Source organism: Streptomyces sp. NPDC050842, assembly GCF_044456565.1.
Classification (GTDB): domain Bacteria; phylum Actinomycetota; class Actinomycetes; order Streptomycetales; family Streptomycetaceae; genus Streptomyces.
Genome location: NZ_JBITGA010000004.1, coordinates 366,752 through 379,069 on the forward strand (window position 1 = coordinate 366,752; position 12,318 = coordinate 379,069).

The window sequence follows — 12,318 nt, forward strand, 5'->3', positions numbered from 1 at the left end:
TCGGCGGGGAGGGCGCGGGAGCGATCCGCTCGGTGAACTGCCTCACATCACGCGCCTCTGGCGCCGTACCTACCGACGGGTATGGTCGACGTCCATGTGCAGCAGTACCCCCCGCAACAGCCGAACCGGACGCCCCCGCTCCACCGAGGCCGACACGGCCATCCTGGAGGCGACCCGCGCCGCCCTGGTCGACCTCGGCTGGTCCAAGCTCACGATGGGGGACGTCGCCGGCCGCGCCGGGGTTGCGAAGACGACGCTCTACCGCCGCTGGGCCAACAAGAACGAGCTCGTGGTGGACGCCGTCGCCGTCCTCTTCGACGAACTCGAACTGCCCGACCTTGGTTCCCTCCAGGCCGACATCGAGCATGTCGTCCTCCAGTTCGCGGCGCTCCTCGAACGCCCGGAGACCAAGACGGCCCTGATGGCCGTGGTGGCCGAGTCGACCCGCGACGCACCGCTGCGCGAGCGTATCCGCGCCTCGATAGTCGACCGCCAGAAACGGCTCGTCCTGGCGGGCCGCCGGCGGGCGCAGCAGCGCGGCGAACTCCCCGCGGACCGCGATCCGGTGGCCGTGGACGCCACGGACGACCTGATCTTCGACGTCATCGCGGGGGCGGTCGTCCACCGCGCCCTGGTGAGCGCCGAACCGGTCGACGAGGCGTGGGTGACCCGCCTCTCGGCCCTCCTCGTGGGCGGCCTCGGCGCGGTGGCGGCCCTCGGCCCATGAGTGCCGGGCGGCGCGCGTAGTACGTCACCTCGGTACGCCGGCAAGGGCGGTACGGGAGTCCCCGTACCGCCCTTGCCGTACTCGTACGCGCCGACTAGAAGCCCGGGGGCTCCGTGTAGATGCCCCACTCGTCGCGCAGGGCGTCGCAGATCTCGCCGAGGGTGGCCTCCGCGCGTACGGCCTCCAGCATCGGGACGATCATGTTCGAGCCGTCCCGGGCCGCCGTGAGCATCGCGTCGAGCGAGGCCCGGACCTTGGCGTCGTCGCGGCGCGCCTTGCGCTCGCCGAGGACCCGGACCTGCTCCCACTCGACCTCGTGGCTGACCCGCAGGATCTCCAGGTCGCCGGTGACGGAGCCGTGGGCGCAGTTGACGCCGACGACCCGCTTGTCGCCCTTCTCCAGGGACTGCTGGTACTGGAAGGCGGACTCGGCGATCTCGCCGGTGAACCAGCCGTCCTCGATCCCGCGCAGGATGCCCGAGGTCATCGGCCCGATCGGGTGCTGCCCGTCCGGGTGGGCGCGGCGGCCGCGCTCCTTGATCTGGTCGAAGATCCGCTCGGCGTCGGCCTCGATGCGGTCGGTGAGCTGCTCGACGTACCAGGAGCCGCCCAGCGGGTCGGCCACGTTGGCCACGCCCGTCTCCTCCATCAGCACCTGCTGCGTGCGGAGCGCGATCTCGGCGGCCTGCGCGCTGGGCAGCGCGAGCGTCTCGTCGAGGGCGTTGGTGTGGAGGGAGTTGGTGCCGCCGAGGACGGCGGAGAGGGCCTCGACCGCCGTACGGACGACGTTGTTGTACGGCTGCTGGGCGGTGAGGGAGACACCGGCGGTCTGGGTGTGGAAGCGGAGCCACTGCGCCTTGTCGGTCTTGGCGCCGTAGACCTCCTTCATCCAGCGCGCCCAGATCCGGCGGGCGGCGCGGAACTTGGCGATCTCCTCGAAGAAGTCGAGGTGCGCGTCGAAGAAGAAGGAGAGGCCGGGGGCGAAGACGTCGACGTCGAGGCCGCGCGAGAGGCCCAGCTCCACGTAGCCGAAGCCGTCGGCGAGGGTGTACGCGAGCTCCTGCGCGGCCGTCGCCCCGGCCTCGCGGATGTGGTAGCCGGAGACGGAGAGCGGCTTGTACGCGGGGATGCCCTCGGCGCAGTGCTCCATCAGGTCGCCGATGAGGCGCAGATGGGGCTCGGGCTCGAAGAGCCACTCCTTCTGCGCGATGTACTCCTTGAAGATGTCGGTCTGGAGCGTGCCGTTGAGCACGGCCGGGTCGACGCCCTGGCGCTCGGCGGCGACCAGGTACATGCAGAAGACGGGCACGGCGGGCCCGGAGATGGTCATCGAGGTGGTGACGTCGCCGAGCGGGATGTCCTTGAAGAGGACCTCCATGTCGGCGGCGGAGTCGATGGCGACACCGCAGTGGCCGACCTCGCCGAGGGCCTTCGGGTCGTCGGAGTCGCGGCCCATGAGGGTCGGCATGTCGAAGGCGACGGAGAGGCCGCCGCCGCCGGCCTCCAGGATCATCTTGTACCGCTCGTTGGTCTGCTCGGCGTTACCGAAGCCCGCGAACTGGCGGATGGTCCAGGTCCGGCCCCGGTAGCCGGTCGCGTGGAGTCCCCGGGTGTAGGGGTACTCGCCGGGCCAGCCGATCCGTTCGAACCCCTCGTACGTGTCGCCGGGCCGGGGCCCGTAGACGGGCTCCACGGCGTCGCCGGAGAGCGTGGTGAAGTCAGCGTCCCGCTTGCGGGCCTTGTCGTAACGGGCCTGCCAGCGACGGCGGCCTTCCTCGATGCCGTGAGCGTCCATGCACTCGAATTTACTAGGACGTCCTAGTAAATGTCGATGGGAGACCGCCGTACGCATCCGTACGGCGGTGTCCGACCGGCCCCGTCAGGCCTTGACTGCGGCCGGGGAAGCGTCCGTGACCAGCGGCGACGTCTCGCGGACGACCTTGCGCTCGACGAAGAAGGCGGCGAAGGGAATCGTCCCGGAGAGCAGCACCCACAGGAGCTTGCCGAACGGCCACTTCGCCTTGGAGCCCAGGTCGAAGGCGAAGACGAGGTAGATGATGTAGAGGACGCCGTGGGCCTGGGAGACCGCGAAGGTCACGTCCTCGCCCATGTCGAACCCGTACTTGAAGATCATGCAGGTGCACAGCACGAGCAGCATGACGGCGGTCACGTAGGCCATGACGCGGTAACGGGTCAGCACGCTGGATTTCATGCCGTCGAGCGTAACGGCACGTTCCGGGCGATCTTCGCGCGGGTCGGCTCTCGCCGGACGCGCGGCTCGGCACTCGTCCGACGCGGCTCAGCTCTCGTCGAAATCGTGCGCGCTCACCCGCAGCGGGCGGAGCATCGCGAAGATCTCGCCGCACTCCTCGGCGTCGTACGCACCGAGCCCGAACTCCATGTCCATCAGGTCGCGGGTCGCGGACTCGACCACCTCGCGCCCCTTCTCGGTGATCGTCGCGAGGGTGCCCCGGCCGTCGTTGGGGTTCGGGCGCTTGTCGACGAGACCGGACTTCACGAGCCGGTCCACCGTGTTCGTCACCGAGGTGGGGTGCACCATCAGCCGCTCGCCGATCTTGGACATCGGCAGCTCGCCCGCCTTGGAGAAGGTGAGCAGGACCAGGGCCTCGTACCGCGCGAACGTCAGCCCGTACGGCTTGACGACGGCGTCGACCTCCGCGAGCAGGATCTGCTGGGCGCGCATGATCGAGGTGATCGCGGCCATCGCGGGGACCGGGCCCCAGCGCCTCTGCCAGAGTTCGTCGGCGCGGGCGATGGGATCGAAGGGGAGACTGAGCGGCTTCGGCACGCGTCGACCTTACCCATGGGCCACTGGGCGGTCAGCCCCGTCTCATTTCTCGGTCGCCCCGGAGGCCTTGAGCTCCGCCGCCGCGGCGAGGAGGCAGAGCGTGCCGACGACGCCCGTGCCCGCGACGACCGTGTGCACGGGGACGAACTCGGCCGCGATCCCGGCGCCCGCCATGCCGATCCCCTGGACGGTCATCATGCCCGCCGTCATCAGGGTCATGGCCCTCCCCCGCTGCTCCTCGGGGACGGCGACGACGAACCAGGCGTCGAGACCGAGGGTGTACGCGCCGGTGGCGCCCGCCAGGAAGAGCGCGACGACCGCGAGGGCGACGCCGGGCTCGGGGGCGTACAGGAGATACGGGAGGACGCCCGTCACCGCGAGCGGGAGCACGATCCGGGAGCGGGTCGCGGCGGAGAGGAACGAACCGGCGAACAGCTCGCCGGCGATCGTGCCGACCGGCAGCGCGCACATCAGCAGACCGAGGGCTGCGGTGGAGACGCCGATCTCGTCGGCGTAGGGGGCGGCGAGCGCCTCCGGTACGACGGCGAAGAGCGGCGGCACCCAGAACATCAGCATCAGGGCACGCACGCGCCGGTTCCGCAGGACGGCCCAGGTGCCGGAGAGCCCGCTGCCGGCGGACGCGGCGGCGCGGGCGGGGCGGCGGGCGGTGCCGAGGCGCAGCACCAGCGCCGAGACGAGGAAGGTGACGGCGGTGACCGCGAGGGCGCCGCGCGGCGGGACGACGGTGAGGAGGACGCCGCCGACGGCGAAGCCGGTGAGGAGGGCGCTCTGCGAGACGATCCGCAGGAGGGAGCGGCCGAGGACGAAGAGGTCGCCCTCGCCGAGGATGTCGGCGAGGGTCGCCATCCGGGTGCCGTTGAAGACCGGCGAGACGACGGCGATGGCGCAGCGCAGGGCGAGCAGGACGGCGACGGGGGTCGCGGGGACGACCATCACGGCGACGCAGGCGGCGCAGACGAGGTCGCAGACGACGAGGATCCGGCGGGGCGGGAGGCGGTCGGTGAGACCGGCGAGGAGGGTGCCGCCGAGGAGGTAGGGGAGGAAACCGAGGGCGAAGGTGAGGGAGGAGAGGAGCGGGGAGCGGGTGAGGTCGTAGACGAGCACGGTGAGGGCCAGCTCGCTGACGACGACCCCGAGGAGCGAGAAGAGGTGCGCCACGAAGACGAACCGGAACTCCCGCACCCGGAACACGGCCCGGTACCCGGGGCGGTCGATGGGGGCGGCGGGCACGGGCGTGGCGGGCACGGAGGTGGCGGACGCAGGGGTGACGGGCACAGGGGTGACGGGCACCGGCGTGCCCTGGGAGGCGGGCTTCGGCATGGTCGCAGCGTGCCGCCGACCGGCGCCCCGCCCTAGACTTTCGGCTCCACACGAATGTTCCGGGTCCGGCGAGCGGAGGTAGAGGTCCCCGTGCCGTACCACCTGCGCTTCGGCGAGGCCGACCCCTTGCGGATCCGGTTCGCGATCTCGCCGCTCTGGGAGACGCACTCCGCCGTGCGGGTCCTCGCGCGGCCCGGGAAGCAGAGCTACCACCTGCCGTGGATGCGGCGGATCGCGGGCGCCGCGCGGGATCTCGACCTCGGGCCGCTCCAGCTCCTCATGCCGCTCCGCGGGCACAGCCCGGACTTCCTCTACCCGCCGCCGATCGGGCCCGTCGCCACCTTCGACGAGGAGATCGCCGCGGTACGGGAGACCGACCCGGCCCTCGCGCGCGTCGACTTCGAGCGGGCGCTCGCCGAGACCCCGGGGGCGGCCGATACGGCGGAGGGCCGGCGGCTGCTCGCCGATCCGGCCGACGGAGTGCGGCGGCTGACCGTCCTCCTGGAGGCGGCCTGGGACACGCTGATCGCTCCCGAGTGGCCCCGGCTGCGGGCGCTCCTGGAGGCGGACGTGGCGTACCACTCGCGCCGGCTCGCGGAGGGCGGGCTGGAACGGCTCCTGGGCGAGCTGCACCCGGCCTTCGCCTGGGCCGCCGAGACCGCCACCCTCCAGGTCGCCTACGCAGGGGAGCACGACCGTCCGCTGGACGGGCAGGGCCTCGTCCTCATGCCGTCGGTCTTCACCTGGCCCGATGTGGTGAGCGGCTTCGATCCGCCGTGGCAGCCGACCGTGGCGTATCCGGCGCGCGGGATCGGCGGGCTGTGGGCCGAGCCCCGGGAGCGTACGCCCGAGGTGCTGGCCCGGCTGCTCGGCCGTGCCCGGGCGGACGTCCTGTGCGCCCTGGACGAGCCGACGGGGACGACGGCGCTCGCGCACCGGCTGGGCCTCGCGCCCTCCTCCGTCTCCTCGCACTTGTCAGTGCTGCGGGACGCGGGGCTGCTCGCCTCCCGGCGCTACGGCCACCAGGTGCTGTACGAGCGGACGCCGCTCGGGATCGCGGTGTCGCAGCCCGGAACCGACTGACCGTCATGTGACGATGGCGCCGATTGTCCTGATCCCCGTGCCCATACGCCCCGCCGTACCCGACCCTGGGGGCCGGATGTCCCGCCGCACCGTCACCGCCGCCGCCCTGACCCTCGTCTCCGCGCTGCTCCTGACCGGATGCTCCGGGGACGAGCGCCCGAAGACTCCGGTCGGCCCGCCCTCCGCGGCCGGTGAGGCCTCGGGCGAGGCGCCGGCCCCCTCCGCCGGTTCGCCCTTCTGGGTCGACCCGGAGAGCGACGCGGCGAAGCAGGTCAGGACGTACGAGGCGCAGGGCAGGACCGAGGACGCCGAGATCCTGAAGCGGATCGCGGAGCGGCCGGTCGCGGACTGGCCGGCCGGGGACGACCCCGTCCCCGAGGTCACGCGCGCGGTCAGGGGCGCGGCGGCCGAGGGCCGGACCCCGGTCTTCGTCGCGTACAACATCCCCCACCGCGACTGCGGGATGTACTCGGCGGGCGGCTCGCACGACGCGCGGGCCTACCGGAACTGGGTGGACTCCTTCGCCTCCGCGATCGGCGACTCCCCCGCGATCGTCGTCCTGGAGCCGGACGCGGTGCCGCACCTCGTGGACGGCTGCACACCGGCGCAGTACCACGACGAGCGCTACGGGCTGCTCGCCGAGGCGATCGAGCGGCTCAAGCGGCAGCCGCGCACCCGGGTCTACCTGGACGCGGGGAACCCGGCGTGGATCGACGACCCGGGCAAGCTGGTGGAGCCGCTGCGCCGGGCGGGCGTCGCCCGCGCCGACGGCTTCTCGCTCAACGTCTCCAACTTCCAGACGAACGACACGGTGAAGGGCTTCGGCTCGACGCTGTCGGGGCTGCTCGGCGGCGCCCACTTCACGGTGGACACCAGCCGCAACGGCGTCGGCCCCCTCCCGGGTGACCGGGCGGAGGCCTGGTGCAATCCGCCGGGCCGGGCCCTCGGCGTACCGCCGACGGACCGGACCGGGGACGAGCTGGTCGACGCCTATCTGTGGATCAAGCGCCCCGGCGACTCGGACGGTCAGTGCCGGGGCGGACCGGCCGCCGGGACGTGGTGGCCGGAGTACGCCCTGGGCCTCGCCAGGAGGGCGAAGACCTAGCCACCCCGGAGGGTGCGCTCACTCCACCTGGATCCACTTCGCCTCGCTCGGGATGCCGTCCGCGTCCGTCACGAAGAGCATGTACCAGCCGGGCGGCACGAGCGTGCGGTCCTGCGGTACGTCGACGGTGACCGTCTTCCCGTCCTGCGCCTTCGTCAGGCCGACCTCCACCGAGCGCTGTTCGACGTCCGTCGTGTGGGTGACTGCGCTGGGCCGCATCAGCCGGGCCTCGACGATCCGCCCGGCGTCGGCGGCCCTGAAGGTGACGCGGCCGTTCTGGTCGAGCTCCTGCGGGCCCTCCCCCAGGGCGGGCCGGTCCGTGCCCGCCTGGTGGAGGTAGGGCGGGGTGAAGACCTCGATGCGCTGCTCGAACGTACCGAGCTTGGTGTTGTCCTCGTCGTCGAAGAGCGGGTCGGAGCCGAAGGTCGCCACCCGGCCGTCGGGGAGCAGCAGCGCCTCGGAGTGGTAGTTGCGGCCGACGGTGGGTTCCGCGGCCTCGGTGAAGGCGTTGGCCTTCGGGTCGTAGAACTGCGCCTTGAGGATGTCGCTGCCGCTGCGGCCCCGGTACTGCTCGGATCCGCCGCTGGTGAAGACGGTGTCGTCGGGGAGCAGGACGCTGCTGAGGTAGCGGGTGCCCTGCGGGAGCGCGGGCCCGTCGGTGAAGACGGGGCTGTCCTTGGAGAGGTCGACGATCGAGGTGCGGGCGGTGGACTTCGGGGACTCGCCGACCCCGCCGCCGCCGAGGACCATGACCTTCTGGTGCTGGGCGGGCGGCAGCATCAGGGAGGCGGAGGTCTCCAGCTGGTCGGGGTCGGTGAGTCCGCCGAGCCTGGTGAAGGAGTTCTTCTTCAGGTCCCACAGGCCGGGTTCGCGGCCCTTCTCGGCGGGGCCGTAGCCGGCGTTGGAGCCGGTGTAGAGGACCTTGCCGCCCTGGGTGAGGAAGAGGGAGGGGTAGGTGGGGAAGTAGCGGAAGGGGCCCTCGGACCACTTCTTGGTCTTCGGGTCGTAGATCTCGTTGTCGCCGGGGACGACGTCGCCGACGTCGTTGAGCCCGGAGACGGCGAGGACCCTGCCGTCGTCGAGGGTGAGGAGGGTGGGGTACCAGCGGGCGTCCTTCATGGGGGCCACCGGGATGTACTTCTCGGCCCGGGGGTCGAACTCGTAGGCGCCCTTGATGCCCTGGAAGTCCTGCTTCTCGGTGGTGAGCTTCTGCGCGAGCCCGTAGACGTCGTCGGCCGCCTCGCCCTTGAGGCCGACGACCTCGTACTGCGCGGCCTCGGTGGTGAGGGCCTGCGGGCCCGCCTTCCGCGCCTCGACGAAGACCCGCGCCTCCGCCGCCGTCACCTTGGTCTTCCACGGCTTCATCTGGCCGCTCTTGGAGTACGAGATCTCGAACTCGCGCTTGGCCTTGGGGACGGTGACGTCGAACGTGGAGAGGTACTCGATCCCGGACGGGGAGCGGAAGACGGTGCCCTTCTTGAGGGTGACCGCCTTGTCGGGGCTCTCGTTCTTGACCCGCATGCCGCCGCCGGCCTTCTCCACCCCCTCTTCGAGGACCTCGTAGCGGGCGGTGCCGCCGGCGACGAGGAGCCGCCCGTCGGCGAGCTGCGTGTGGCCGGAGCAGAAGAAGTCCACCGGGGTGGGGATCTTCTTGAAGGTGTTCTTCGCCGGGTCCCAGAGGATGGTCTCGAAGGTCCCCGCGTCGAAGTTCTTCTGGTCGTTGCCCGAGCCGGCGATCAGCAGCACCTTCCCGGTGTGCAGGAGGGCCGCGTGGATGGCGTTGATGCGGTACTCGGCGGGGACGTCCACCTCCGCCCAGGAGCCGAACTGCTTCTTGTAGCCGGGCTGGGCGATCTTGTACGCGTGGTACTTCTCCTCCGCGAAGGAGACGGCGGCGGGGGCGTTGAGCGCGGCGAGAAGCACGACGGCCCCGCTGCCGAGCAGGGTCTTCTTGAACTTCTTCGACGGCCGGTGGGCCATGGGTCAATTCCCTCCGGTCGTCGTCGGAGCCGGTGCGGCCGGGGTGGGCGGGACGGCGGGCGGGAGGACCGTGACCGCTTCGCGGGCGTCGGCGAGGCCGCGGCTGCGGGCACGGGCCCGCGCGCGGTCCCGGACGCGCTGCATACGCCGGGCCCGTACCGTCGTCCACGCCCAGAGGGTGACCGGGGCCAGGGCGATGACGAGCGCGAGGGACGCCCAGGTGCGCATGGCCGCGTGGGTGTGGCCGTAGTGGACGGAGGCCACGAGCGAGGCGATGAGGATCGCCGCCCAGAAGAGGTGGATACGGAAGGTGGCGATCCGGTCGGGGCTGGCCTCGCCGCCCTTGGGGGTCACGACGAAACGGCCGCGGGTGCGCAGCACCGCGGAGCCGAGGGACTTGAGGTAGATGGGCGCGGAGAGCGCGGACATCGCCATGCCGGCGAGGCCGCCGGAGCCCTCGGGTTCGTGGGGCGAGACGTTGTGCCGCCGGTTCCAGAGGTAGAGCCCGATCTGGAGGGCGACGGCGTCGCTGTAGATCATCAGCCACACCGAGGTGGAGACCTGGGTGCCGGAGGCGCCGAACCAGAGGTAGAGGACGCCGCTGAGGATGCCCACGAACCAGTTGACGGCCGTCATCGGGTAGTAGACGAGCATCAGCGTGTAGTTGAGGAAGCGGCCCGGCGGAGTACGGAAGGGCGCCTTCCAGAACTGCTTGACGAGCGTCTCGTACGTGCCCCGGGACCAGCGCAGCTGCTGCGCGAAGAAGTCGGTCCAGGAGGCGGGGCCCTCGCCGACGGCGAGCACGTCGGGGGTGTAGACGGAGCGCCAGAAGCGGCCGGTGCCCGGGTTCTTCCTGCGGTGCAGTTCGAAGCCGGTGGCCATGTCCTCGGTGATGGAGTCGTACAGGCCGCCGATCTGCTTGAGGGCGGAGATCCGGACGACGTTGTTCGTGCCGACGAACATGGGCGCGCGGTACCGGTTCCCGGCGCGCTGGATGAGGGCGTGGAAGAGGAACTGCTGCGACTCGGCGGCCTTGGTGACGATGTTGGTGTAGTTGCCGTACACCTGCGGTCCGACGACGAAGGCGATGTCGGGGTCGCGGAAGTAGCCGAGCATCCGCTCCAGGAAGTCGGGGAGCGGGACGTGGTCGGTGTCGACGGAGGCGAAGACGTCGTAGGCGTCTCCGTGCATGGCGAGCCAGGCGTTGTAGTTGCCGTGCTTGGTCTTCGCCTTGTGCACGCCCTTCGGCCGGTTCCACTCGGGGACGCCGGCGCGGGTGAAGTGGCGTACGCCGAGCTCGGCGCAGAGCGCCTTGGCCTCGGCGGAGTCCCCCTCGTCGAGGAGCCAGACGTCCAGCGGCCCGTCGTGCCGCAGCCGGACGGCGCCTTCGAGGGTGCCGCGGACCATGGAGAGCGGTTCCTTGCCCGGGACGTACGTGGTGAGGAAGGCGACGCGGGTGCCCGGCTCGGCACGGACGGGTATCGGGTCGCGGGCGACCATGGTGGCGTGGGCGATCGACGCGACGTTCACCAGCATGAAGAAGCAGATGAGGCCGATCGACACGAGCATCACGGTGTCGAGGTGGACAAGCCAGCGATCGCCGCCCTCGCGGACGGTCCAGTGGCTCGGCCAGACGAGATAGGCGAGGAGCAGCGCCGACAGGAGCGGCGCGAGGCACATGAGCAGGACGGCCCGTATTCGGTGCGGCTCCTTCGCGAGCAGACTCCGGTACTGCACCGTGTACGCCGCCGGGTCCGGTTCCGTGAGCGGACCGGCGAGTCGGCTGTAGGTGTCGTAGTCGTAGCCTCCCTGCCGCACGGTGCCTCCAGCTGTCGTCGAACTGGTCGATACCCCAACGAAAGGGGACATCGTTCGGCGTGTCGACTGGAGTAGTCCGAGTGGGCGTCCTTACCGGCTGCGCCCTCCCTGTCGACGCAGTGTGTACGTGACGGCCTTCCGGGCGACCGGGTTCAGCTCCTCGACGGCGGCCATCAGGGCGCCGAGCTGCTCCAGGGCGGTGAGCGCGGCCTCCGCGCCGACCGGGTCGACGCCCTCGTAGAGTTCGAGGCCGACGAAGGAGGCGGCGACCGCGCGGGCGAGCCCGGCGGGGTCGGTGAACTCGGCGAGCGGGGTCCCGGCGAGGACCCGGACGAGGACCTGCTCGATCTCGGCGACCCACAGGTCGAGCCCGGCGGCGGTGGCCGGGGCGAGCCGGGGCTGCGTCTGGGCCCCGGCGAGCAGCTGGCCGAGGACGGCGACGTGCCCGGCGTCCCGCTCCTCGGCGTGCATCTCGCGCCCGAAGGCGAGCAGCTCGGAGAGGCTGCCGACGGAGCGGAGCCGCTCGCGGTGGCGGGCGACCCGCAGTTCCGCGCCGTGCCGGCAGGCGGCGGCGAGCAGCTCGTCGACGGAGCCGAAGTGGTAGAAGACCAAGGCCTGGTTGACTCCGGCGGTGGTCGCGATCGCCCGCGCGGAGGCCTTGGCGATGCCCTGTTCGACGAGGGTGCGCAGGGCGCCTTCGAGCAGCTTGTCCCGGGTCTCCTGACTCCGGGCGTCCTGGCCTTTCACCGCGACGACAGCCTTCCCGCTCACGCCCGTACCTCCTCGCGCACCGGGCGCAGCCCCGCGCGCACCCCGAGGGAGCCTACGTCGGCGTACTCGGCGGTGAAGGACCCCTCGTACCCGAAGAGCGGGCCGACGTACCGGTTCACCACCCGGACATCGATACGGAAGCGGCCGGTGCGCTCGTCGAAGGACTCGCGGACCTCGGCCCGGGCGCCGAGAAGCTCGGGGACGCGCACGTCCAACGGGCCTTCGCGGAAGCGGTGTTCGCCGGAGGTGATGAGGAGCGAGCCGTCGGGTTCGGCGGTCGGGCGCAGATCGCTGGCGAGGTGCTGGTGCGTGCCGAGGTAGTCGAGGACGCAGTCCCGCTCGGGGCTGTGGACCATGGTGGCGTCGAAGCGCCGGGGGCCGCCGGGCAGGGCGAAGGTCCGGACGAAGGTGACGGTCTCGCGTCCGTACGAGTCGGCGTACGGCACGTTCTCGATGACGAAGGGGACGTCCCGGCCGGTGCGGGGCAGCAGGATGTTGCGGAGTCCGCCGACCGCGAGGAACGGCTTCACGAAGGCCCTGCCGTGCCAGATCCGGTCCATGACGCCCCGTCCGACGCACAGCTCCCCGCTCGCGAGCCCCACCGAGAAGCGCCGCTGGAGCTCCGGGTGGAGCCGCTCGAAGGCGGCGTCCCCCATGACGGTGCGGAAGATCGAAGGGTGGCTC

General features: G+C 71.6%; 11 protein-coding genes. 3 read left to right on the forward strand and 8 right to left on the reverse strand.

Annotation, left to right across the window (positions count from 1 at the left end; all coding sequences use genetic code 11):
* Positions 1 to 94: 94 nt before the first annotated feature.
* Complete coding sequence (locus ACIBG6_RS14715; protein WP_399222963.1) at positions 95 to 727, forward strand: TetR/AcrR family transcriptional regulator; 633 nt, start codon at positions 95 to 97, stop codon at positions 725 to 727.
* A gap of 94 nt (positions 728 to 821) precedes the next feature.
* On the opposite strand, the gene ACIBG6_RS14720 is transcribed toward ACIBG6_RS14715, so the two are convergent.
* From ACIBG6_RS14720 to ACIBG6_RS14735, 4 genes are all read right to left on the reverse strand, one after another.
* Positions 822 to 2,522 carry a methylmalonyl-CoA mutase gene (locus ACIBG6_RS14720; RefSeq protein ID WP_399222964.1) on the reverse strand — a complete coding sequence of 567 codons (1,701 nt, stop codon included), beginning with the start codon at positions 2,520 to 2,522 and terminating at the stop codon, positions 822 to 824.
* Positions 2,523 to 2,606: 84 nt separating this feature from the next.
* Positions 2,607 to 2,939 (reverse strand): DUF3817 domain-containing protein, encoded by a 333-nt coding sequence (locus ACIBG6_RS14725; protein ID WP_399222965.1) that lies wholly within the window; start codon positions 2,937 to 2,939, stop codon positions 2,607 to 2,609.
* 87 nt (positions 2,940 to 3,026) lie between these two features.
* Positions 3,027 to 3,536, reverse strand: a complete 510-nt coding sequence (locus ACIBG6_RS14730; RefSeq protein WP_399222966.1) for a MarR family winged helix-turn-helix transcriptional regulator — start codon at positions 3,534 to 3,536, stop codon at positions 3,027 to 3,029.
* 42 nt (positions 3,537 to 3,578) lie between these two features.
* Positions 3,579 to 4,877, reverse strand: coding sequence for an MFS transporter (locus ACIBG6_RS14735; RefSeq protein ID WP_399222967.1), 1,299 nt, complete (start codon positions 4,875 to 4,877; stop codon positions 3,579 to 3,581).
* Between the two features lie 90 nt (positions 4,878 to 4,967).
* Here ACIBG6_RS14735 and ACIBG6_RS14740 point away from each other — a divergent pair, with 90 nt between their 5' ends.
* Positions 4,968 to 5,960: a DUF5937 family protein gene (locus ACIBG6_RS14740; RefSeq protein ID WP_399222969.1), complete on the forward strand. Its 993-nt coding sequence runs from the start codon at positions 4,968 to 4,970 to the stop codon at positions 5,958 to 5,960.
* Between the two features lie 76 nt (positions 5,961 to 6,036).
* Complete coding sequence (locus ACIBG6_RS14745; RefSeq protein ID WP_399223362.1) at positions 6,037 to 7,065, forward strand: glycoside hydrolase family 6 protein; 1,029 nt, start codon at positions 6,037 to 6,039, stop codon at positions 7,063 to 7,065.
* Positions 7,066 to 7,083: 18 nt separating this feature from the next.
* On the opposite strand, the gene ACIBG6_RS14750 is transcribed toward ACIBG6_RS14745, so the two are convergent.
* From ACIBG6_RS14750 to ACIBG6_RS14765, 4 genes are all read right to left on the reverse strand, one after another.
* Entirely contained in the window at positions 7,084 to 9,045 is a 1,962-nt protein-coding gene (locus ACIBG6_RS14750; protein ID WP_399222970.1) for a galactose oxidase-like domain-containing protein, read from the reverse strand.
* A 3-nt stretch (positions 9,046 to 9,048) separates the two neighbouring features.
* The gene (locus tag ACIBG6_RS14755; RefSeq protein WP_399222971.1) at positions 9,049 to 10,863 is read right to left on the reverse strand and encodes a glycosyltransferase family 2 protein; all 1,815 of its coding nucleotides are present in this window, start codon (positions 10,861 to 10,863) and stop codon (positions 9,049 to 9,051) included.
* A gap of 90 nt (positions 10,864 to 10,953) precedes the next feature.
* Positions 10,954 to 11,634: a TetR/AcrR family transcriptional regulator gene (locus tag ACIBG6_RS14760; protein ID WP_399222972.1), complete on the reverse strand. Its 681-nt coding sequence runs from the start codon at positions 11,632 to 11,634 to the stop codon at positions 10,954 to 10,956.
* On the reverse strand, positions 11,631 to 12,290 hold the full coding sequence (locus ACIBG6_RS14765) for a DUF4166 domain-containing protein (RefSeq protein ID WP_399223363.1): 660 nt from the start codon (positions 12,288 to 12,290) through the stop codon (positions 11,631 to 11,633). Before ACIBG6_RS14765 ends, ACIBG6_RS14760 begins: the two co-directional genes overlap by 4 nt.
* Positions 12,291 to 12,318: the final 28 nt, after the last annotated feature.

What these genes read in the sequence shown, in the direction of transcription:
- ACIBG6_RS14715 (WP_399222963.1), top strand. Translation starts at nt 95, where the DNA reads ATGTGCAGCAGTACCCCCCGCAACAGCCGAACCGGACGCCCCCGCTCC.
- ACIBG6_RS14720 (WP_399222964.1), bottom strand. Translation starts at nt 2,522, where the DNA reads ATGGACGCTCACGGCATCGAGGAAGGCCGCCGTCGCTGGCAGGCCCGT.
- ACIBG6_RS14725 (WP_399222965.1), bottom strand. Translation starts at nt 2,939, where the DNA reads ATGAAATCCAGCGTGCTGACCCGTTACCGCGTCATGGCCTACGTGACC.
- ACIBG6_RS14735 (WP_399222967.1), bottom strand. Translation starts at nt 4,877, where the DNA reads ATGCCGAAGCCCGCCTCCCAGGGCACGCCGGTGCCCGTCACCCCTGTG.
- ACIBG6_RS14745 (WP_399223362.1), top strand. Translation starts at nt 6,037, where the DNA reads ATGTCCCGCCGCACCGTCACCGCCGCCGCCCTGACCCTCGTCTCCGCG.
- ACIBG6_RS14750 (WP_399222970.1), bottom strand. Translation starts at nt 9,045, where the DNA reads ATGGCCCACCGGCCGTCGAAGAAGTTCAAGAAGACCCTGCTCGGCAGC.
- ACIBG6_RS14765 (WP_399223363.1), bottom strand. Translation starts at nt 12,290, where the DNA reads ATGGGGGACGCCGCCTTCGAGCGGCTCCACCCGGAGCTCCAGCGGCGC.